Here is a 21,895-nt window from a genome sequence, read left to right on the forward strand (position 1 = left end):
GGGAATACATACAGTAGTTATGTAGAAGCACTGAAAGGTAATTAAACGGTATCCAAACTACAAAGAACCTGATCAGAAGCCGTTTGCGAGGCTTCGATGGGTTCTTATGTTACAGATGCTAAAAAACCCTCTGAGAAGCTTTTTTAGCATCTCGAAGGGTTAATTTCCTATTCTTATATTCAACTGTCTCTCGAAGAGTACCAGTCCGGCAGCTAAGCTAATTAGTGCATTCGAAAAAACTACAGAGGCAAGAGAAAGCATTGTCGGTAATTCTTTTAGCTTCGTCAATAAATTAGTTTCCATAGACATCTCCCCATTCCAATCTTGTATCACAAGACCAAAAAATCCAAATACATATGCAACCATTAGACCTACTGCTACGAGCAGGAATCGAACCCACATACGGGAGAATAGTTCAATATAAGAATACCTAATTATACCAAGTTTTATGCTCTATATCAACAAAGAACCTGTCAGAAGCCATTTTCGAGGCTCTGAGGGGGTTCTCTTTTTTGCACAACTATTTTATAACTGTTAAAACTGTACTCCCCGTCGCACAGCTCGATTTTTGAAACGTTTTCTTGTGCTTGAACGTCCAAGCTTTTTACTACGGCAAAATGACAACAAGTTGTGCTTTACTACTACGGCAAAATGACAACAAGTTGTGCTTTACTACTACGGCAAAATGACAACAAGTTGTGCTTTACTACTACGGTAAAATGACAACAAGTTGTGCTTTACTACGGCAAAATGACAACAAGTTGTGCTTCACTACTACGGCAAAATGACAACAAGTTAGGCTTTGCTACGGCAAAATGACAACAGGTTGCGAACGTTTTATTTTTGCTAATACAAAGAAATGGTAAGAATTGGGAACAATAAGTTACAGTAATATGAAGAAGCCTAGGTTTGGGGAACAAAAGTGAAAGTCCATACTGTTCACTACGGCAAAATGACAACAGGTTGCGAGCGTTTTATTTTTGCTAATACAAAGAAACGGTAAGAATTAGGAACAATAAGTTACAGTAGTATGAAGAAGCCTGATTTTATATCAAAATCTGTATCTCCAGGTTTTCTTGTTGAAATCAAGTCTCTAAATTCTTTCACTTAAAACTTACCTCCTTTTCTTGTGTCATCTACATATTCCATCTACATAACTAAACCTACGTAACAATCCGTATCTTGAACTAACTGTATCGTTAGTTCAAGAAAGAAAAAAGAGCTGCTTATGTAACTCAATGATTTTTGATCAATGCCCAGTTAAAGAAGCACACAAAATTAAGATTCTATTTTTTTATCATTTTGAAATTAGTTAATTTAACACTCTCTCGTTTAACAGTTTTTGAACAAATAGTATTGTAATCTCTATGTTCAAAAAATTGCTTAGCTGTAATACTTGCATCTGTATCGATTTTAAATAGGTTTAATTTTTCCGCTTCGTCTTCTAGCTTATCAACTAAAGCCGTAGCTATACCTTGACCTTGACCTTGATAATCTTTATGAATATACAGTCTATTTAGGTGCCCGCTATGCGTCATATCACTAAAGCCTACTACTTTATCATTAATTTTGCGACAAAAGATATGTTCTGACCTAATAAAATCTTCCAAGCATCTATCTTTGATTTTTTTTCTTCCTTTGGTGCCCAAGCATCTAATTCTGTTTGTGAATAATCTTTTAATTAACTGAATGAACTGTTTCGTAGAACAAAGAAATAATGTCTTCAATATCAGCTTCCTCAAATTTCTTAATATTCATTTCCCCATATACCTCTCTAAATAAAGATAAGTAGTATATTTTATCATCAAATCACTAAACTGGTCCGTTAGTTGAATAGCAATAATCTTTTTGAAATCAGCCTACTTGAAAGAGTGAGTAATAAAAATAAACTTGCAAAGACGAAACATATGTTCTGATATAATATATAGAATTTTCGAAATAAAGAAGTATTTGGAGGTAAATTTGGAGTTATATAGAGGGGCTTTGGAAAAGTATCCATATTTAAAAGAATTAGATCCAATTATTAATGAAATATTTTTGAAGGTAATCAATTCAGGCAAGAGATCAGTTTTGCTACAAGGATATGTACAAAGTGGGAAGACAGGAGCTTACTTAGCTTTAGTTGCAAAAATGATAGATGAAGGATATAAAAAAATCTTTATTATTACAAAGAGCTCACTAAGTTTAGCGTGGCAGACAGAAAAGCGTGTTTTGAATTTTTTGAAGATGATGAAAATTCCATCGATGTGTTAAATATCAAGGATGATTTTAAGAATCTTACAGACTATGAAATTGAGCGGACTAGTATTTTTATATTGAAAAAACACGAAAAGGATTTTGAGAAGCTTCAAAAGATGATTATCGATCATCCTAAAATTCGTACACAAAAGTCGTTAATTATAGATGACGAAAGTGACTTTGCTAGCGTGGGATATAAAATGGGAAAGAATTCCGAAGATAGTTATAGGAGAATTTGTGGTGAAATTTTAAAGTTACGAAATTTATTGCCGCGGGCTAATTACTTATCTGTAACAGCAACCCCCTATGTGCTTTATCTTTCACGTAATTGGATGATTAGACCGAGTTCGACCATTCTTTTACCTGCACATAAAAACTATTTTGGTGGAGAATTTCTTTTCATCTCTCAAGAAAAAACAGCTAAGTCTATTCGAGAAAACTATGTGCAGCAAGAGGAATTTGATAAGGTGCTGGATCAAAAAACAGATCAATATAGAAATTATATTCACCAGTTTCCAATGTTGACTAAAGCGTTAATTAATTTTATTTTAGGCGGACTAATTAGAAACAAACAATCTAATAGTAAGAATCCTATTCATTATTCGATGCTAGTGCATATTGATACTCAGAAAGACGGACATAACAGGCAAAAAAGACTGTTAATGAAACTAATTGAAATCATTCTTCTCAAAATGAAACAACAAGATGCAAGTATTATGTTGTTAATAGAAGAATGCTATGGGAATTTACAAGCAACAAGTAGTGAGAGTGTTGACATACCGCTCCTTGAAACTTTACTAGAACCATTTATAGAAGGGTTAGCTAAACAAACTAAAATAAATATTATGAACAGTGATTATCACGGCCAAATCCCAACTGATTCTGAGGGGAATATAAAAAATCCTGTGCCATTTTCTATTTTCATAGGAGCGTATGCAATAGATCGTGGGGTGACATTCAATAAACTTATTTCCTTTGTATTCGGACGACCAACAAAAGTACCTTCAATGGACAGCGCGTTACAGCAACTCCGAATATTCGGAGCAAGGTCTAAAGAAGATTTAAATGTTACGAGGGTATATGCTTTAGAATCTACTGTAGAAAATTGGATTCAAATTTGTGAATTAGAAGAAAAAATCCGTGACAATCTTGAAATTATGGAAGCAGCGCAGCAATTGGCTCAAAAATCAGAGTATGCAAAAAGAATTGTAAATGTTTTGCCCGCTCCGCCGAAAGGAATTAGATTCGGGGCTAAACAAAAGATTGAAGGGACTCAAATAAAAATGAAACCATATTCAAGACTTTTACCGACACATTTTACAACTTCAAGTGATGAGGAGGTTGTGAAGGGAGTTATGGAAGAACTAAATCAATATATTACTAGTTTAGAACATTGTTATACTACGGAGTTATTAGAAGGAAAATATCCGTTTATTACAGTTAATACCGCAGAAGCTATTGAACTGATTGAGAAAAGTTACTCAACACTTGTAGCTTTAGATGGACGGGAAATAAATACATTTGAGCAGTGCCTATTTGTTTTGTTAATGATGAAGAAACAGGGGAAAGATAAAGTTCATCTTTATGTGAGATACAATCGTGACCGAAAAGCTATTCGTAGGGATGGTAAATTTGATAGCGCTCCTGATAGTGGGGTCAATGGTGATTATGCTATAGCTAAGAAAATAGGAATCAATTATCCAGTTCTAACGCTACTTCATCAAAATGGTTCAGTTGAAAATGGTTTTAACGATTGCCCATTTTTCTGGCCGATTCTGACGCTACCCCAAAACCTCGAATATGATTTAGTCTCTCTAAAATAATTTTGAAACTCGATAGCCTATAAAAAGGTTATTGAGTTTTTTTGAAGGATTATCAAATTTTAAAATTAATAAAAAGATAGTTCAACTTATGAAAAACTTCCTTTTCATAAGCTAGAAAATTATAATTTAGGAGTGTTTTTATGGAAGCGGTATCTAAAGTTTTAGAATTAAAAAATATTATGGAGAATCGTGAAGTCGATTTTGCGATTTTGCAGCAAGAGAAGAAAACAAAGGAAATGTATAAAGGTGATTATAATCGATTTTTGAAATATTGTATGAAAGAGAATAGGGAGCCTTCATTTGAATCGTTAGAGAAATATTTGTATAGAACAGTGACAAAAGATCTGTTGAAGCTTAGCACATTTAATCGGCGGGCCGCTGGTATTACATATTACTTATTAAATGAGCTAAATCATACATTGACAAATGATCAACTAAAGAGAATCCAACTGATTCGTCAAATGTATGACAATGAAGAATATCGTGATCAAAAGCTAATGAGAGGGCAATCCGCACAACCTAAAGAAGAAATAATGCATCTGATTGAAAAATTAGATGTGCGTGCAAAAGCTATTTGTTTATTTAATTTAGTTACTGCCAGTCGGCCAAGTGAAATGATTACTGTTCAACTGAAGCATATAAATTTAGAGAAGCGGGAAGTTAGTGTTTATATACAAAAACAAAAAGTGTGGAAAATAAAAAGGTTAACATTACAATGTGCGCTAGTAATTAAAGAATACATAGCTGCATTTAATTTAATGAGTGAAGATTATTTAGTCGGCAGGGTGAACCGTTATCAGCAATATACGAGTGTGAAAATTTCGGATGTAGCCTATCGAGAATCTATAAAAAAATGGTTAGGATTCGCACCATACACGTTAAGAAAAACACAGATAAGTGCAATGCACGAAGCTGGTGCGGATCTTGCTACTATTGCAAAGCAAAGCGGACATAAATCACTTCAAACAATCAATGAACATTATCTTGAAGTGAATAATACAACAATAGATAAGTATCTTTAAAAATTAGATTAACCTCATTGTTGATAAGAATACGTAGGAATGTAATATAAAAGAATTCAGTTAACAGGGGTAAGAAAAGCCATTTTGTATCGTTATATTAAGCAAGAGACGTGTTCGGGATTTGATAGAATTACAAAATCTTTTAAGAAAATCACTTAGTTTAACTAAAGTGATTTTCTTTTTTTTTGTTAAAAAATCTCTCATTTATTCATTAGTCTCCTCATAGCCCTTGAAAAATTTCTCTCAAAAAGAATATAAGTACTTCGATTATTTTTTTGGAGGAAAGCAATGAAAAATATAGAACAAATCGAAAATGAATTAGGGTTGGAAGTGACTGCTTATATTCGAGATATGAGCTCTGAAACCGAAAGGGTATTTTTATCTCCGATAGAAATTAAGCTCAATACATATCAAGCGATTAGTGTTGAGAAGTTGGAAGTAAAGGAGACACTATATCACAGAAATCTTATTGCGCATTATAAAAATTCTAAAAGTTTAGAGCCTCACCGCAAAAGATTAGGGAAAAGTATTACTCAAGTAAAAGCTATGAAATTACTATATAGAGATTACTTTGATTATCACAAATCTGAAAAACAAAAAAAGAAATCGCTCTATGCTTTTCTATTTCCAAGAGATAAGCAAGGCGTGATTGATCAAACAAATAAGAAATATGTATCAACTATCGACAATTTATTGAAGGAGGTTAAAAAAAATGACTGTTTTACACCCGCACTCTTTTACGATAACCGTTCATATATAAAAGAAAACCTTTCATTAATGTCTGCAATCGTATTTGATTTCGATTTATTAGCAAAAAAAATAGTAATGACCAAAGAAGAGGTTTTTTACTTTGTGAAAGATAAATTAGGAGTAGAGCTATCAATTATTTGGGATACGAAAACAGATGGTAATTACGCGGGTGCTATTTTAATTGAAAGTATGTCTGGTAAACCTTTAAGTGTTCATTTGTATGAGCAAATTTTGAAAGAAATGTTATTGAAATTAGAGGGAATTGTAGATACTTCCTGTTTTACCGCTAACCACTTATTTTCTTTGCCTGTAAATTCAAAGAAAACTAACCGAGAAATACGTTTTTATAATAATCGAATTCATTCAATTGAAGATTTTCGATATTTATTAAATGAACGGGATAAACGTCGTGAAATGGAGGGAGAGAGCAGTTCGATTAGTATGAGCAATCTTTTAGATCATCCAGCAATTAGTGCTCTTTATAACGGTGAGGTAACGGGCTATAGAAATAATGCCGCATTTACCCTAGCATTAGTTTTTAAAACCTTGCATAAATCTGAACAAGAGTGTATGGATTATATGCACTCTAAATGGTATTACAATGTTCAAAATGGCTTTGATCATAAATTTACAAAGAATGAACTAACAAAATGTATTCGCCACGCATATTCCTTGCGATATAAGTCTTTTCACTCAGATTATGTTGAAATCGTTACAGGTCTTCGCTGTAATATTGTCCGTGTCTCCACTTACCAACCTACCGGCAAGCATAGACTAGGGAATGAACATAAGCTACGGTTGTTTTTCCAAGAAAGAGGGTCTATTAATAGTAATGTTTCGGAATTAGTACAACTAACAGGAATTAAAACTCGAACTTTAGAAGGCTTATTAAAGAAACTTAAGGAGAGTGGAGAATTGCAATATGAAACGAAGCGTGGGCGAGGCTTGAAGACATTGTATGTTTATAATCATTATTTAGCAGCATAAGCAGCTAAATTTAGTTGCTTTTTGGTATTTATTGCATTATAAAATCCGCACTTTTCGCATTACCATATGTATTGCACAGCAAAAATCCTATTAAAGTTAGGGGCATATAAATAAATTTAAAAAAAGATTGCTAACCTCTTGAAAATCTATCTTTCTAAAGAAGATAATGACTGCGTAAAATTATAGAACAGTAAAATTAGGTTCTGTAGAGATTAGAACAAGGGAGCATATAGAATGAGTGAGGTTATGAAAAGTGGCGTGTATTTCAAGTCAGAGGAACATTCAAAGGATGCAAAGAAAATCATTAATCGAATGGGATTTAGATATTTGGAGGAAAACGTCGAGTATGGTGTATATGCTTATTTAGTTTCAGCGACAGGGAAAGGAAGTGTATTTTGTGAATGTATTGATCCAGTAGGAAACATTAATTTCTCTAGGTGGGAAGAATATATGAGAGATTATGCAACTACTGAAATTGCTCTTATCGAATTCGGATTTCAACTTTATAATGGCAATACAGGTGGCTATGCATTTGCTAAAACAATTTATGGAATGGATAGAGAGAATTTAAAGGTTATAAGGTCCGCTTTAAATCTATATTTAGGTTGGGATACATATTAAATGACTGATACCGAAAGTGCCTTTTATACTTAATCATTTCGTTCTAGATTATGAAAGATGGGATATATATAACCAAACGATTTAACAACCGCTTCTTCTACAAAGCTATAGGAGACTAAGTGATTACAGGTGGCTAGTTAAAATAAGCAAGCGCTGTAAAAATAGGAAAGCCATTCTGAAGGATGAGGAATCGTATAATGCGCAAGTCTGTATAATTGAGTTGTATGTACAACGTAATGTTTTCACAAGTTTGGAGAAAGACGCGGGTATGACCCGGAAAGGTTGAGGTTAATCTTCAAGCTGAAGTTGAATAAGCGGGATGCAAAAACAAGTAACAATTCACTTAACTGGAGAGTTGTGAATGCGAAACGAGTATATGGGTAAACCCGACTGCTCGTTTTTCTTTGATAAGTGCTATGGGAAAACTAAGATTTCTAATTGTATTTTCTAGAGTGCTGAGTATAGTGCTATGCAGTTAGGGGGGAGGTTAACAATGAAAGAAAAATTAAAAGTAACTAGCTTAGTAGCTCAAGAGCTTAATCTAAACGAAACAACACTTAGAAAATATGCGAAATTACTGGAGGACTTTAATTATCCGATATTAAGAAATTCACAAGGTCAGCGACTATACAGTGAAGAAAATATAGAAAAGTTAAAAGAATTTCAAGAGCTGATTAGTGACAAGGGCTTCACGTTAATAAAGGCTGCTGAACTAGTAACCGTTGAATATCGTCAAGATAATTTAGAGGTAGTAGTTGAGCGCTTAAATGATCGAGTAGCTACACTAGAAAAAGTAATTGCTACAATTGAGAATAAGGTTGAAAATTAAACCTTTGAATTCTAAGTCATAAACAAAGATAATAAAAGAAAACAATATAATTTTAGGAGAATATAAATGTCACAATTAACATTACAACAACTTGAGTCACATTTGTGGAAATCAGCGGATATTCTGCGTGGATCAGTGAACTCTAATTCATATAAAAACTACATATTCGGATTGCTTTTTCTAAAGCGTACGAGTGACGTTTTTGAGGAGCAGCGTGAAAGCATCCTAACTCAGTACGGTGAAGAAATCGGCCAACAGCTTGCTGAGATTCCAACTAATTATCAATTCTTTGTACCTGAAGCTGCGCGCTGGGAAAATGTACGTAAAGTTGCGACAAATATTGGTGCAGCAATCAACATCGCCTTTGAAGCATTAGAAAATGAAAATGCGACATTAACTAATGTATTAACACCAATTGACTTTAATAACAAAGAAGTACTTACTGATGAAACATTACAAAAGCTTCTACAACATTTCTCACAATTAGATTTACGCAATGAAAGCTTATCAGAGCCTGATATGCTTGGTCGCGCGTATGAGTATTTAATTAAAATGTTCGCCGATGATGCAGGACAAAAAGGTGGAGAATTCTACACACCATCAAAGGTTGTAGAATTAATCGTTAATTTAATTAAGCCTACAGAAGGTATGCGAGTATATGATCCGACGTGTGGTTCGGGAGGTATGCTGATTCAATCGGTGGATTATGTAAAGGAGAAAGGTGGTAATCCACAGTCTTTATCACTTTACGGACAAGAGAAAAATTTAGATACTTGGGCGATTGCAAAGATGAACTTGCTACTTCATAACTTACCGGATCACCGCATTGAAAAGGGCGATACACTGCGTAATCCAAAATTAGTAGATGAAGGGGAATTAATGCTATTTGACCGCGTAATCGCTAATCCACCGTTTTCGTTAAAAGAGTGGGGCGTTGAAGAAGCAAAAGCAGATACATTCGGACGCTATCAATACGGAATCCCACCAAAGTCGTACGGTGATTATGGATTCGTACAACATATGATTGCATCACTTAATAGCAACGGTGTAGCTGGTGTTGTAATGCCACACGGAGTTCTTTTCCGAGGTGGTGCAGAAGGTAAAATCCGTAAAGCGTTACTAGAACAAGATTTGCTAGAAGCGGTCATTGGCTTACCGTCCAACTTATTCTATGGTACAGGTATTCCAGCAAGTATTTTAATCTTCAACCGCAATAAACCAGAAGTACGTAAAGGCAAAGTAAATATTATCGCTGCGGAAGCCGATTTCCAAGAAGGTAAAAACCAAAACACATTACGTGATCAAGACATCGAGAAAATTACAGCAACATTTGAAGCATATGAAGACGTTGAAAAATACGCACGTGTGGTGTCATTAGAAGAAATTAAAGATAATGACTACAATTTAAATATCACTCGCTATGTTGATAAATCAGAGGAAGAAGAACAGGTTGATATTAAGTCTGTGCTATCTGATATCCAAACAATTCAACAAAGTCGCACTGTCAACTCAGAAAAATTGAACGCTTTTTTAAAAGAGCTAGGGTTGGGTGATTGTATTGAATGAAGTACGTGAAGGATATAAAATGACCGTTCTTAATGAAATTCCGGTTGATTGGGAAGTAAAAAGGATAGAGGAAGTTTTTATTATTTCAGGTGGAATGTCTTTATCTAGAAGCCAAACCGGAGAAGGGGATGTATTTTATCTTCATTATGGAGATATCCATAAGAAAAGCCAATCAATTTTTGATTTGAATAAAGATAGTGAATGGGTTCCACTAATAAATTCTAAGGAAATAAAAATAAAAGAAAATGCAACTTTAGAGTCTGGTGATGTAGTATTTGCTGATGCATCAGAAGACTACGCAGATATCGGGAAAAATGTCGTTGTTAAATTGAGAGAAAAGGATAAGTTTATAGCGGGACTCCATACAATTTTTATTAGGGAAAAAGATTCTAAATTAGATTTAATATATAAAGCTTATTGTTTTAAGACAGAGATGGTTAAGAAACAAATTAAAGTATTAGCAACAGGAAGTACAGTTTTAGGAATATCTAAACCTAATTTAGGGAAAGTTACTTTCTTGCTTCCTCCAATTAAAGAACAGAAAAAAATTGCAGAAATACTTTCAACAGTTGATACACAAATCGAGCAAACAGAGCAGTTGATTGAAAAGACTAAGAAACTGAAAAAGGGCTTAATGCAGCAATTGCTGACGAAGGGGATTGGTCATAGTGAGCTTAAGGGAAGTGAGCTTGGTGAGATTCCTATAGAATGGGGGATTGTTGAGTTAGGTGAAATTTCTAGTGTAATCGACCCTCAACCAGATCATCGGGCACCGAAAATAGACCTAGAAGATGGTGTTCCATATTTAGGCATAGGTAATATCTCAGATGGTGGAGCATTAGATTTTAAAAATGCTAGAAGTGTAGAGCGAGCCGCTTTGGAAAAACAACAAGAGAGATTTACCATTGAAGATGGTGATATAGTTTTTGGTAAAATAGCTAGTTTAGGAAATCCAAAAAAATTAACATCCTTTATAAAAAGTAGGCCTTATGCTATCTCAGATAAGTTAGTGCTGATAAAAAGTGAATTTAAATCCATCTTATATTATATTTTAAAATCAAGCTATGTTGAAAAGCAAATTGATTTTCATAAGAATGGATCAACGAGGCTAACACTAGGTATACAAGATATAAGGAAATTTAAAATTGCTCTACCTTCAATAGAAGAACAAAAAAAAATCGCAGAAATTCTTTCGACAGTCGATGCTGAAATCGATAATTATGAGCAGGAAAAAGCAAAGTATGAAGAATTGAAGAAAGGTTTAATGCAGCAACTTTTAACAGGTAAGATTCGAGTAAAGGTAGATTAATTTCAGGAGAGTAAGCTTAGCTATGAATAATTTTCAAAGAATAGGTTCAGTCAGTAACGCCCATATTGGAAGAGAGTTTGAAGACATAGCATTAAACTATTTTAAGAAAAATAATATCCATCTTATTAAGGATGCTAGTTTACCAATTGGCATAAATGAAGTTAAAAAGAATCATAGATTCGATTTAGGTACTTCTCCCAACGTTGATAATAAAGTAATTGTAGAGTGTAAATCACATCGCTGGACTTCAGGTGATAATGTACCTAGTGCAAAGCTGACAGTGTGGAATGAAGCGATGTATTATTTCTATTTGGCACCTAACGGTTATAGGAAAATATTCTTTATCTTAAGGGACTTCAGTGTTAAAAGAAACGAAACACTAGGTGAATATTATGTACGAACATATAAGCATTTAATTCCGGAAGATGTTGAAATAATGGAATACGATTCAAAGGGTATGACGGTGAAAACATTATAAGATTTTATTTGAGTTAAAGGATCGCCCCGTGCGGTCCTTTTTTTATTCAATGGTTTACTTCCAAAGATTTTAAATGTTCTGTATGATAATGGTAATAAGTGTTTACTGAGGTGAATGTATGTCTAATGTTTATGAAGATTTATTGATAGATATTGAACGATTTATTATGAATATAATAGGTAGTATTACAAATGACCCAATGGATTCCGATTTTGATTATACACTTGAAAGAAAGAAACTTTTTGGGAATCCTTTAACAAACGATTTAGTACCGACTTTTATAAAAACTTGCCGTACATCTGAATCACTTTGGGCTTTTGTTAAGGCTAAAATAAGTACATATGCTGAAAGAAGAGCATTCGTGCGTAGTGAGTTTAAAGAAATGGTAGACAAAATCGAGCAGCTACAATTTAATAATGTTTCAGTAAAGGTAGAGTCTCTTCTAACGATAGGTAATGAGTTTAATTATATTCAGATAACTTGGGAAAAAGCAAAATCAAAAGTAGAAATTGATCCGGAAGGTGCAATTACTAATGCTAGGACATTATTAGAGAGTTGTTTGAAATATGTCTTAGATTCTTTAAATGTAGCTTATAAGGACAATGGAGATTTAAATATATTATATAAAAGTGCACGAAAAGAGCTGAATTTATCGCCAGATCAGCATTCGGAAGATGATTTCGTTAAGGTTCTTAGTGGATGTACCTCAATTGTTGGGGGATTAGCGGGGATCAGAAATGATTATGGTGATGCTCACGGTAAAAAAATTATACATTATAAACCTGCTCCTAGACACGCTCGATTAGTAGTAAATTTAGCAGGTGCAATGAGTGAGTTTATTATTGATACTTATTTATTGAAGTATGCCGGGAAAAGAGATGAAAATAGTGTCACAGTATGAATATACAAAAGTAGAACTCCCTTTTATTGAAAGTTTAAAAGAATACGGTTATACACATTTCACAGGGGCCCAATTAGACACAGAAAGAGGTCAAAACCAGGTTTTATTAGAAAACCGCTTCCGTTCGGCTTTGAAACGATTAAATCCTTGGATATCAGACACAAATTTGGAGAGGGTTATTCATCAGTTTAGCGCTATTACAACAGCTGATCTGTGGGAAGCCAATAAGCAAGTATTTGATTGGTTGTTCGGTGAGGGTATTACGGTGGACCAAGACCTAGGATTAGGTAAGAAGGGGCAAACTATTCGTTTATTTAATTTTGATGAACCAACAAGTGAAGACAATGAGTACTTGGTTGTGAATCAAATGACAATTACGAATGCGAATGGTTCAATTCGTCCTGACATTTTAATTTTTGTAAATGGCCTGCCGCTTGTCATTGTGGAGTGTAAAAGTCCGAAGTTACAGCCCGAGAAACAACTGCCAGAGTGCGTAAAGCAGTTTGAGCGTTATATAGAAACTAATGAAAAGCTGTTTTTTTATAATCAGTTAATGGTTGCAACTAGTCGAGATCGTGCACGTGTTGGGACCTTATTTGCAAAAGCGCAGCACTATGGTCTATGGACAGATCCATATCCAATGCATCTTGATGCAGTTGGTTCAGATCGTCCACAAGACATTCTGATTGCCGGTATTCTCCGCAAGGAAGTATTACTAAACTTGTTAAATAACTATATCGTTTATGACGGCAAAGTGAAGAAGTTTGCACGATATCAGCAATACCGCGCTGTGGAAAAAGCGATTGATCGTATTATATCCAATAAGAAACCGGCAATGCGCGGCGGTGTTGTATGGCATACACAAGGATCGGGAAAGTCTCTTACGATGGTATACTTAGCAAAAAAACTACGCAGAATGCCAAAGCTTGAAAATCCGATGATTGTCATCGTGACAGATCGTGAAGATTTAGATAATCAAATTACAGAAACGTTCCAAGCGTGTGGTTTCCCAAATCCAAACCAAGCAGAATCGGTTAAGGATTTAAAGTTCCAGCTTTCTAAAGGGCAAGGTACAACAGTTATGACGCTTATTCATAAATTCCAAGCACGTGAAGATGAAAAGTTTCCGATTATTTCAGAAGCGGAAAATATTATTGTAATGACAGATGAATCGCATCGTTCTCAATATAAAGGATTAGCACTGAATATGCGTAAAGCATTGCCGAATGCAACTTTTATAGGTTTTACAGGAACTCCTATAAATAAAAAAGATAAATCGACAACAGGGAAGTTCGGTTCGTATATTGATGAATACACGATTGACCGCGCAGTAAAAGATGGGGCAACAGTACCCATCTTCTATGAATCACGCCTACCAAATCTTCATATGCAGGGCGAGACACTAGATGAACTATTTACACGTAGCTTCCACGAATACGATGACGATGCAAAAGAGAGAATTAAAGATAAGTATGTAAATAAAGAGCTTATTCTAACTGCTCCTGATCGTATGCGTGACATAGCGCTCGATATCGTGAAGCATTTCGAAGAAAAGATTTTAATCAATGGATACAAAGCACAAGTAGTAGCAATTTCTAGACGCGCAGCAGCGATGTATAAAGATTTGATTGATAAGTTTTCAAATGGGGCATTTGAAATAGCGGTCATATTCTCTGAGGGCCAGAATGATACCGATGAACTGCTTAAGAAGTATAAGACATCGAAAGAGGAAGAAAAGGCTCTTATTAAGCGTTTTAAGAAGCCATTTAGTGAAGATAAACTTGCGATGCTCATTGTTTGTGACAAGTTATTAACGGGCTTTGATGCTCCTATAGAGCAAGTGATGTATTTGGACAAGCCATTGAAGGAGCATAACTTATTACAAGCGATTGCACGTACGAATCGTCGATATGACGAGCATAAAACATATGGATTGATTGTTGATTATTTCGGTGTTTCCCGCTTCTTAGACGAAGCGTTAGAGGCATTTAGTGAGAGCGATGTGAAAGGGGCGCTTGTTTCAATTGACGCAGAATTGCCCCGCTTGGAACAACGTCATCGCAGCGTAATGCGTTTCTTTGATGGCTTGAAGCGGGATGAACAAGAGCGTGCAGTACTTCGTTTGAAAGAAGAAGACATACGTGCTCAGTTTGATATTGCTTATAAGAAGTTTGCTCAAAGTATGGACCGTGTCTTGCCAGACCCGAAAGCAGAACGGTTTATCGGTGATTTAAAGTGGGTAAGTGTCATCCGTCAATTGGCGCGTTCTCGCTATGCCGTTGTTGACGGTATGGACATTTCAGATTGTGGTGAGAAGGTTCGTCAGATCGTTCACGACTACATTCATACAAGTGGTATCGAAGTAAGAGATCCAATTGCTATTTTAGATGGAAACTTTAAAAATGAACTAGAGAAGCATACATTGCCTGAATCGAAGGCTGCTGAAATGGAGCACGCTATTAAACGTGAAATCTCGGTACGTATGGATGAAGACCCTGTATTTTATAAGTCTTTAAAAGAAAAAGTAGAGGAACTAATTGAGCGGTTAAAAGCTGAGCAAATCACGATTTTCGAGCTGTTAGATGAATATGAGATGTTGCGTGGCAAGATCGTTGAAAAAGTTGCTGGTAAAACAGAAAGTGGTTTATCCGTATACGAGGAGCCTTACTATAACAAGCTTGTTGAAATATGCGAATCACGATCGGAATATGAACTCAAAGATATCGCTAAGGGAATTCATCAATTTATCGGACAAAACGTTGCAATAATTACTGACTGGACGAAGAAAACTGACTTTAAACGCCAATTAAATTCAAAGGTTCTAATGCAGCTTGTAGAGCAGGGAATGTCTGTGCAAGAAGCGGGTATGTTGACAGGGTATTTTATGGCGTTGGCTGAGAAGCAATACGGAAATTAATATAAAAAGAAGGGACATTTACAAATAGATGACCCTTCTTTTTATTGAACATAGCTTTATTAAAAACTCTTTCTAGACCTCTAATTTACGTCCATTCAAACGCAACCATTCCTTCGAGTTCTCATATTCTGGGTAAATCATCTGCAATGTTTCCCAATAGGCTGGCGAATGATCTAGATGTTTCAAGTGAGCTAATTCGTGAGCAATGACATAATCCACAATTGGCATAGGAGCTAAAAATATTTTCCAATTTAAAATTATGTTGCCGCTAGCAGTACAGCTTCCCCAGCGTTGTTGTTGATCTTTAATCTTAATGGATTTTGCTTTAAGGGTTGACTGTCTTTCAAACTGCTTCACACGTTCCATAGCAATGTTCTCTGCCTTCTTCATTACCCATTCTTTATAAAGGGGATATAGTATTTCTCTATGATGTTCTACAGTAATAGTAGTAGGTATCGTTACGATAAACTTACCTTGTTTAAAAATGAGTGCTGCTGTTGGGACGTTATCTTTATTAATCTTTAAACGATAATGACGCCCTAGATAAGGCAACTTCTCCCCAGCCTGAAATTGAAGTTTCTCTTCATAATCATAGATTTCTTCAAAGTCCGCTAATTGTTTTATAATCCAAGTCGCTTTTTTCTGGAGTATTTCCTCTATGCGCGATGGCGCTGTATTTGAAGGGGCAATAATAGTTATTCCCTTTTCTGATACCTGAATGCTCATTGTTTTACGTTTACTGCTGTACTTTACTGAATAAGAAATAACAGTATTTCCGTATATCATATGCTGCATTATTGTCATTCCTCCATAATTTGTTTTTGCTCAGATAAAGTACTTTCTATACCTGTTATTTTAACAAAAATAAATTGGATTAAGTGTTATATTAATAATAACTTTGAATGAAAAGGAGTAGAGCATTGAGAGAAGAATGGGTAGAAGTTGATATAGAGAAGTATTACAGCAAACGTTTTAGTTCAAAAGGAGAAGCTTTATCTGGAAAAGAACTGAAGGATGCTACAGAGAAGTTATTCAATCAAATTGAAGATTTTATGAAAGAGATGGAAGGGCAAGAGCATCATAAGTATTTTGATAATCAAGTGCTCTTTCCAGTCATTGAATGGCTGTCAGATGACACTGATATTCCATTAAAGGTTTGGTATGAACAAAAAATACAAGAGCTAGAGCAAGAAGAATAATGTAGTATATGGTTGTCTATTCTCTCTAATTTTGAATAGTTTTTGTAAAAGCGCGGTGAATCTTGCGCTTTTTTTAGATGAAAGATTGAAAATTAAAGGTTTGAAAAAATATAATCTCTATGACATTTGAAAAATAGGGAAAAGTTTAAAAAAATAGGTGCGGCTTAAGAAGCAGGTTACATATTTGAATTTGTGCGAGTAAGTATACAATGTAAAACGTGGCATAACTTTGCATTATGTTACATAACAAATAGAGCAAAAGTGTAGTTTTTTTATGCTTTTTCTCCGTTTTTTGTTGTTAACTCAATAAATGAAATGCCCTTCGCAGTATAATCATTCCATTTCAAGTGGGAAAAGTAAGTACACTTGAAAATTCACGCTGTTTTCAAGAGGGAAAAGTGAGTACACTTGAAGATTCACTCTGTTTTTAAGTGGGAAAAGTGAGTACACTTGAAGATTCACTCCGTTTTCAAGAGGGAAAAGTGGGTACACTTGAAGATTCACTCCGTTTTTTAAGTGGGAAAAGTGAGTACACTTGAAGATTCACTCCGTTTTCAAGAGGGAAAAGTGGGTACACTTGAAGATTCACTTCGTTTTCAAGAGGGAAAAGTGAGTACACTTGAAGATTCACTCCGTTTTTTAAGAGGGAAAAGTGAGTACACTTGAAGATTCACTCCATTTTTTAAGAGGGAAAAGTGAGTACACTTGAAGATTCACTCCGTTTTTAAGTGGGGAAAGTGGGTACACTTGAAGATTCACTCCGTTATTTAAGTGGGAAAAGTGGGTACACTTGAAGATTCACTCCGTTTTCAAGAGGGAAAAGTGAGTACACTTGAAGATTCACTCCGTTTTTAAGAGGGAAAAGTGGGTACACTTGAAGATTCACTCCGTTTTCAAGAGGGAAAAGTGGGTACACTTAATGATTCACTCCGTTTTTTAAGTGGGAAAAGTGAGTACACTTGAAGATTCACTCCGTTTTTTAAGAGGGAAAAGTGGGTACACTTGAAGATTCACTCCGTTTTCAAGAGGGAAAAGTGAGTACACTTGAAGATTCACCCCGTTTTTCAAGAGGGAAAAGTGAGTACACTTGAAGATTCACTCCGTTTTCAAGAGGGAAAAGTGGGTACACTTGAAGATTCACTCCGTTTTCAAGAGGGAAAAGTGAGTACACTTGAAGATTCACTCCGTTTTTAAGAGGGAAAAGTGGGTACACTTAATGATTCACTCCGTTTTTAAATGGGAAAAGTGAGTACACTTGATGATTCACACTTATAAGAGTAATAAAAATTTCAGTTCTGATGAGAAAAGCTGAAATACAGCATTAAAAAGTGAAATGGAGGATTGCAATTTTTGATAAGAGATGTAAGTAAACATTGATTTTCACCAATTGTTACTTCATTTTATAAATCTATTGAGGTATTAATAAAAACATTAATAGATGCAAAAACATTAAGGCTTTGGATAAAAATAGCGAAAGTTGCTAAGGTTTTCGATGAAAAGGGTATGATTTTCGATGAAAATGATCGAAATTTAAATTTATTAGTTACAGAGTCATTTTCACAAAATTTTAAGATGATATTTATAAAAAAAGTAAAGCTAGTGAAAGTTGCTTTACTTTTTTCCTTATTCATTTTGTGCAAATCAAAAATTGTTTGTCCTGGTTCTAGCGTTATCCATTTACCAGAGGATTGTTCAGCTCTATGCGCGTATAGAGTATTTATTTCTTCATCTTCTTTTGAGTCTTCTAGATCTTGAGAAAGTCTATCAGTATTTTTCATTTATTTGCAACCTCCAGTATGCTTATAAAAGTATATGCAGATGTGAGTGTAGGATTTCAGTGATGCTCTACTTTAATTAAGCTCCCGTTAATTTTTTGTTGGTTCAAGTATTGCAGAACAAGGCTGCAACTTTTCAATTTTATTTTCAGAGTGTGTTTGTGAAGGAAGAGTTACTAAAACGAAGATAAGGCTAAAAAGCATTTTTTTCATTTCTAATTCTCCTTAAATTTGTTTAGTATCATTATCCCCCAAAACTCCATATTTATTGAATTTCAATCGTTCCTTGTTGTACTAACTTGCCTCGTTAGTTGAAGAAGAAAAAGATGGGATCTCTGTGGAATCCCATCTTGAAGTAAAGCACCCGTTAGTTGAGTAAGTAAATTATTTTTTTACGCCACTGAATTCCACGTGACTTAAATCGCTACCAACAAATTTTGCCGTCGGGATACTCCACTTGCCAGGGAAAGACTTCTTAAGCTATTAATTCACCTTCACGGCATTTTCCTTAGTTCTTTACTTTTTCTTCTGTTTCTTTATTCAATTTGCCTTCTACTTTTGTTTCTCCTTCTACTGTTGTCTCATCTTTCTTTTTCGATGCTTGCCACCATTTCACCCCGGTAAAAATACTCACTAATAAGGCAGCGCCTGTATTAATTACAGCACTTGTTAACACTTCATTTACAAAGAACCAAGATATTCCAGTGGTTATCAACACAGCAACAGAAATGAAAACCGATGCTTTTAGATTATTTGGAAATAAACCATATACAATTGTAAGAGCTATCGCAATAAGATTTGTTATAACGTTAAGAACATCTATATTCAGCTCTTTATCAATATACTTTATTTCGTAACTCTTTCTACTGTCTATATAATCCACCTTAACCACAGAACCATTAACTTTTTGGGGTTTTCCGGACCGATAAACAGAATAACCATTTGGAAATTTAGCATAAACTTCTGAATAATCCTTAATTAAAATAATTCCCTCGTTGTTTACCCATCCATAATTTTTCTCAATCGTTGCATCTTCATTACTCACTACAAGATATCCATTTACAATTTCTGCATTAAAAGGTTCATTTACTAAGCCAGAGGGGTTACAAGCAAACTTCACTTCATTTTTCTCAGCAAAAAAACTAGCTAAAGTAAAACCGTCAGAAACGCTCATCCCAATAAAACTATCATCTACATTCATTGCATTTGAACATTCGGTAGGTATTAATAGGGTGATGATATCTTTATTCTTTATATCAACATTTTTCACTTCTAAACTCATTTCCAAAATTGCATCTTTATCTACAGTAACTAGCAAATTAGACTCGTTTGCAAATGCAACCTCGATTTGCACTAAATATAAGAATAAACTGAATATTAAAATCCTTCTCATACTTTCACCTAAATACGTATTGCTGTTGAGATTAAATAGAGTATATTTAGAGCCCAAAATATAATCAAGAAATATAGAGACAAATTCAACTTCCCTACTAACTTTTTATTTTTCTTCATAAATCCAATGTCATCCCCATCCCAATTGGATTCATTAATCGAAAAACTCTTTAAGACATTATTGAGAACAGAATATAAAATCACCCAACCAGACAATAAAAAGATATATCCTATTATTGATGCAAAATACATTATTATATGAATTGTAGCAAAAAACCTAAGATCCCTTAATTCATATCGGCCTATTCCATCTAATGCAAAACCTGAGCTTAAAACATACACCAGGAGCAACATTAAACTAAAAACCAATAAACTAAATTTCCTTAAATTTTCATCATTAATCACATTCATCTCTCCTAAATTACTTTTTTCCTCATCGCTCAATATTAACAAAAAATGATTAAAAAAACAAAAAGTGTAAAAGTATTTTCTCGCTACTTATAGAATATTTAAATATTAATGAACACCATTTAGAAAACAGCCGAAAATAAAAATAACTTCCCAGTGATCTCCATTGGGAGGTAATATTGCTCGATTTATATCTTAGGCTGTTTTCGTAAATCACCAGTTAATCCTTTTCTTCTTAAGCTAACCTGCCCCGTTAGTTAAAGAACAGAGAATTATTAAGTAATGTTGTCTAGAGAATAGACAATGGTAAATGAAATAACTCCAATGCTTAAGAAATTTAAGTACAATAAAGGGGGGAAGAATCAAATGAAAGAGAAAAAGGATGATGGGATGGGGACTATGAATCAAGAAGAAAACCAAGTTGATATTGAACAATATTATGCTACTCGTGAATCAATCGGTGAAGTATTATCGGGAGAAGCGTTAGCTAAAGCAACAATTAAGTATATGAAAGAGCTAGCTAGTAAAATTTCTCCTGAAGAAGAAGCGGCATTTAGAAAAGAACTGTTAGAATTGAGAGGAAAAAGGGGAAAATAATATTAGGTGAGCATCTAATAATAGTAATGCAAGGATTACTTAATGATGAATATAAATAATTTGTAAAAAGCAAATGTTATACAAGATCTAATGCTAAAGATGCTAGTTAAGGAGGTTGCCATTGTGAAACCGGAAACCACATTTTTAACAAAAAACGTAGTATGGAATATTGATGGCAAACAATATGTAGTCGAAAACGTCCCCTATTCTGAATTAAAAGCTGAAGAAAATGAATACTTCGATATGGACGTTTCTATTCGTTTAACGATGCTACGTGATTTAATGCTTATGGAAGAAATACCGTCTAAAATAGATTATAGTATGGTAGCGAATTTTGAAGTTTAGCCTATACTTGATGCATATTCATAAAACTTCTAATGACTTATTAGGGGGTTTATTTTTTCTTTTTTAGGCTGTTTTAGCAAGAATTACGTTGTTAAAAGGTTGATAAATGAATTTTATGAGGTCTGATGGAGCTTAGTAATATATAATTAAAACAACTTAAAAGGGGTGTATTTATATGACAAACAATCGTAAAGAGCCTCCGGTGGGATTTGAAAGTTCTGAAGAGTATTTTGCAAAGCGAATAGTTGATGAATCTGAATTGTTGGAAGGCGAAGAGTTGGTGGCAAAGTCCATTAAACTTATTGACGAACTTTATGAGAAACGTGATCGTGAAGAGTTTTCCGGAGACTGTGAACGCTTTGAAGATTATGCTGAGTTTGAGGCTTATGTTTTAAAACGGATGGCAAACGAGTTAGGAACACAGCTAGAAGGAGAAGAATCAATTAAAGCAACTACTGAATTTTTATCAAAGATTACAGAGGAACATAAAGATTATTTAGAGAGTGTTAGAGAGCGTTGTTTAGAAATGAGACACCCAAAAAAGCCGTTGTAATCGAAAAGAAGGAAATTGAAATAACTCAAATTGATTTTATTGAACAAATGATTAGACATAACCGATATCCTGTTCAAGGACTTCATTTCAGAGTTCATTGCGGAGTTGGAGGTACTAGAAGATCAATTTGCTATCGAAAAGGATCTAGAGAAAGTGAAGTACATTAAACAAGTGCTAATGCTTTT

Annotated in this window: 21 protein-coding genes and 1 pseudogene; 15 read left to right on the forward strand and 7 right to left on the reverse strand. The window is 34.4% G+C overall.

Translation table 11 applies throughout. The features are described 5' to 3' along the window. Window positions 1-159: 159 nt before the first annotated feature. Complete coding sequence (locus B1B04_RS10400; protein ID WP_079561402.1) at window positions 160-366, reverse strand: hypothetical protein; 207 nt, start codon at window positions 364-366, stop codon at window positions 160-162. Between the two features lie 920 nt (window positions 367-1,286). Further along, window positions 1,287-1,758, reverse strand: a pseudogene (locus B1B04_RS10405) (GNAT family N-acetyltransferase). Window positions 1,759-1,962: 204 nt separating this feature from the next. Here B1B04_RS10405 and B1B04_RS10410 point away from each other — a divergent pair. The 11 genes from B1B04_RS10410 (at window position 1,963) to B1B04_RS10460 (ending at window position 15,441) form a co-directional block, all read left to right on the forward strand. Beyond that, the gene (locus B1B04_RS10410; protein WP_079561403.1) at window positions 1,963-2,253 is read left to right on the forward strand and encodes a DEAD/DEAH box helicase family protein; all 291 of its coding nucleotides are present in this window, start codon (window positions 1,963-1,965) and stop codon (window positions 2,251-2,253) included. Beyond that, window positions 2,190-4,061 carry a Z1 domain-containing protein gene (locus B1B04_RS10415; protein ID WP_139376966.1) on the forward strand — a complete coding sequence of 624 codons (1,872 nt, stop codon included), beginning with the start codon at window positions 2,190-2,192 and terminating at the stop codon, window positions 4,059-4,061. The genes B1B04_RS10410 and B1B04_RS10415 overlap by 64 nt, the downstream gene beginning before the upstream one ends. A 140-nt stretch (window positions 4,062-4,201) precedes the next feature. Beyond that, window positions 4,202-5,083, forward strand: a complete 882-nt coding sequence (locus tag B1B04_RS10420) for a site-specific integrase (protein WP_079561405.1) — start codon at window positions 4,202-4,204, stop codon at window positions 5,081-5,083. A 288-nt stretch (window positions 5,084-5,371) separates the two neighbouring features. Then, window positions 5,372-6,820, forward strand: a complete 1,449-nt coding sequence (locus B1B04_RS10425; RefSeq protein ID WP_079561406.1) for a hypothetical protein — start codon at window positions 5,372-5,374, stop codon at window positions 6,818-6,820. A gap of 234 nt (window positions 6,821-7,054) precedes the next feature. Continuing rightward, entirely contained in the window at window positions 7,055-7,441 is a 387-nt protein-coding gene (locus tag B1B04_RS10430; protein WP_079561407.1) for a hypothetical protein, read from the forward strand. A gap of 493 nt (window positions 7,442-7,934) precedes the next feature. Then, on the forward strand, window positions 7,935-8,270 hold the full coding sequence (locus tag B1B04_RS10435; RefSeq protein ID WP_170938958.1) for a MerR family transcriptional regulator: 336 nt from the start codon (window positions 7,935-7,937) through the stop codon (window positions 8,268-8,270). Window positions 8,271-8,336: 66 nt separating this feature from the next. Next, the gene (locus B1B04_RS10440; protein WP_079561409.1) at window positions 8,337-9,836 is read left to right on the forward strand and encodes a type I restriction-modification system subunit M; all 1,500 of its coding nucleotides are present in this window, start codon (window positions 8,337-8,339) and stop codon (window positions 9,834-9,836) included. Further along, on the forward strand, window positions 9,829-11,145 hold the full coding sequence (locus B1B04_RS10445) for a restriction endonuclease subunit S (RefSeq protein WP_139376967.1): 1,317 nt from the start codon (window positions 9,829-9,831) through the stop codon (window positions 11,143-11,145). Before B1B04_RS10440 ends, B1B04_RS10445 begins: the two co-directional genes overlap by 8 nt. A 22-nt stretch (window positions 11,146-11,167) precedes the next feature. Further along, entirely contained in the window at window positions 11,168-11,623 is a 456-nt protein-coding gene (locus B1B04_RS10450) for a hypothetical protein (RefSeq protein WP_079561411.1), read from the forward strand. 118 nt (window positions 11,624-11,741) lie between these two features. Beyond that, window positions 11,742-12,524, forward strand: a complete 783-nt coding sequence (locus B1B04_RS10455) for an abortive infection family protein (protein WP_079561412.1) — start codon at window positions 11,742-11,744, stop codon at window positions 12,522-12,524. Further along, a complete protein-coding gene (locus B1B04_RS10460; RefSeq protein WP_481817179.1) occupies window positions 12,502-15,441 on the forward strand; it encodes a type I restriction endonuclease subunit R in 2,940 nt (979 codons plus the stop codon). Before B1B04_RS10455 ends, B1B04_RS10460 begins: the two co-directional genes overlap by 23 nt. 72 nt (window positions 15,442-15,513) lie before the next feature. Here the strand turns inward: B1B04_RS10460 and B1B04_RS10465 are convergent, their stop codons facing one another. After that, window positions 15,514-16,236, reverse strand: coding sequence for a M48 family metallopeptidase (locus B1B04_RS10465; protein ID WP_170938959.1), 723 nt, complete (start codon window positions 16,234-16,236; stop codon window positions 15,514-15,516). A gap of 125 nt (window positions 16,237-16,361) precedes the next feature. Between B1B04_RS10465 and B1B04_RS10470 the strand changes: the two genes are divergently transcribed. Then, window positions 16,362-16,640, forward strand: coding sequence for a hypothetical protein (locus B1B04_RS10470; protein WP_079561415.1), 279 nt, complete (start codon window positions 16,362-16,364; stop codon window positions 16,638-16,640). 1,400 nt (window positions 16,641-18,040) lie between these two features. On the opposite strand, the gene B1B04_RS10475 is transcribed toward B1B04_RS10470, so the two are convergent. The 4 genes from B1B04_RS10475 to B1B04_RS10485 all read right to left on the reverse strand — a co-directional run bounded on the left by B1B04_RS10475 (window position 18,041) and on the right by B1B04_RS10485 (window position 20,212). Then, window positions 18,041-18,418: a hypothetical protein gene (locus tag B1B04_RS10475; RefSeq protein WP_079561416.1), complete on the reverse strand. Its 378-nt coding sequence runs from the start codon at window positions 18,416-18,418 to the stop codon at window positions 18,041-18,043. 87 nt (window positions 18,419-18,505) lie between these two features. After that, entirely contained in the window at window positions 18,506-18,628 is a 123-nt protein-coding gene (locus tag B1B04_RS26430) for a hypothetical protein (protein WP_276207752.1), read from the reverse strand. 295 nt (window positions 18,629-18,923) lie between these two features. Continuing rightward, window positions 18,924-19,808 (reverse strand): hypothetical protein, encoded by an 885-nt coding sequence (locus tag B1B04_RS10480; RefSeq protein ID WP_079561417.1) that lies wholly within the window; start codon window positions 19,806-19,808, stop codon window positions 18,924-18,926. 8 nt (window positions 19,809-19,816) lie between these two features. Further along, window positions 19,817-20,212: a hypothetical protein gene (locus B1B04_RS10485; protein WP_079561418.1), complete on the reverse strand. Its 396-nt coding sequence runs from the start codon at window positions 20,210-20,212 to the stop codon at window positions 19,817-19,819. Window positions 20,213-20,518: 306 nt separating this feature from the next. Here B1B04_RS10485 and B1B04_RS10490 point away from each other — a divergent pair, with 306 nt between their 5' ends. From B1B04_RS10490 to B1B04_RS10500, 3 genes are all read left to right on the forward strand, one after another. Further along, complete coding sequence (locus B1B04_RS10490; protein ID WP_205756637.1) at window positions 20,519-20,812, forward strand: hypothetical protein; 294 nt, start codon at window positions 20,519-20,521, stop codon at window positions 20,810-20,812. Between the two features lie 123 nt (window positions 20,813-20,935). Then, entirely contained in the window at window positions 20,936-21,157 is a 222-nt protein-coding gene (locus B1B04_RS10495; protein ID WP_079561420.1) for a hypothetical protein, read from the forward strand. Between the two features lie 175 nt (window positions 21,158-21,332). Continuing rightward, a complete protein-coding gene (locus tag B1B04_RS10500; RefSeq protein ID WP_079561421.1) occupies window positions 21,333-21,710 on the forward strand; it encodes a hypothetical protein in 378 nt (125 codons plus the stop codon). The last annotated feature ends 185 nt before the right edge of the window (window positions 21,711-21,895 follow it).

The sequence above is a fragment of the Lysinibacillus sp. KCTC 33748 genome (assembly GCF_002237755.1).
GTDB lineage: Bacteria > Bacillota > Bacilli > Bacillales_A > Planococcaceae > Lysinibacillus.

Coding starts and splice junctions, on each gene's coding strand:
- B1B04_RS10400 (WP_079561402.1), bottom strand. CDS start 366: ATGGTTGCATATGTATTTGGATTTTTTGGTCTTGTGATACAAGATTGG.
- B1B04_RS10420 (WP_079561405.1), top strand. CDS start 4,202: ATGGAAGCGGTATCTAAAGTTTTAGAATTAAAAAATATTATGGAGAAT.
- B1B04_RS10425 (WP_079561406.1), top strand. CDS start 5,372: ATGAAAAATATAGAACAAATCGAAAATGAATTAGGGTTGGAAGTGACT.
- B1B04_RS10430 (WP_079561407.1), top strand. CDS start 7,055: ATGAGTGAGGTTATGAAAAGTGGCGTGTATTTCAAGTCAGAGGAACAT.
- B1B04_RS10435 (WP_170938958.1), top strand. CDS start 7,935: ATGAAAGAAAAATTAAAAGTAACTAGCTTAGTAGCTCAAGAGCTTAAT.
- B1B04_RS10440 (WP_079561409.1), top strand. CDS start 8,337: ATGTCACAATTAACATTACAACAACTTGAGTCACATTTGTGGAAATCA.
- B1B04_RS10450 (WP_079561411.1), top strand. CDS start 11,168: ATGAATAATTTTCAAAGAATAGGTTCAGTCAGTAACGCCCATATTGGA.
- B1B04_RS10455 (WP_079561412.1), top strand. CDS start 11,742: ATGTCTAATGTTTATGAAGATTTATTGATAGATATTGAACGATTTATT.
- B1B04_RS10460 (WP_481817179.1), top strand. CDS start 12,502: ATGAAAATAGTGTCACAGTATGAATATACAAAAGTAGAACTCCCTTTT.
- B1B04_RS10465 (WP_170938959.1), bottom strand. CDS start 16,236: ATGCAGCATATGATATACGGAAATACTGTTATTTCTTATTCAGTAAAG.
- B1B04_RS10475 (WP_079561416.1), bottom strand. CDS start 18,418: ATGAAAAATACTGATAGACTTTCTCAAGATCTAGAAGACTCAAAAGAA.
- B1B04_RS26430 (WP_276207752.1), bottom strand. CDS start 18,628: ATGAAAAAAATGCTTTTTAGCCTTATCTTCGTTTTAGTAACTCTTCCT.
- B1B04_RS10480 (WP_079561417.1), bottom strand. CDS start 19,808: ATGAGAAGGATTTTAATATTCAGTTTATTCTTATATTTAGTGCAAATC.
- B1B04_RS10490 (WP_205756637.1), top strand. CDS start 20,519: ATGGTAAATGAAATAACTCCAATGCTTAAGAAATTTAAGTACAATAAA.
- B1B04_RS10500 (WP_079561421.1), top strand. CDS start 21,333: ATGACAAACAATCGTAAAGAGCCTCCGGTGGGATTTGAAAGTTCTGAA.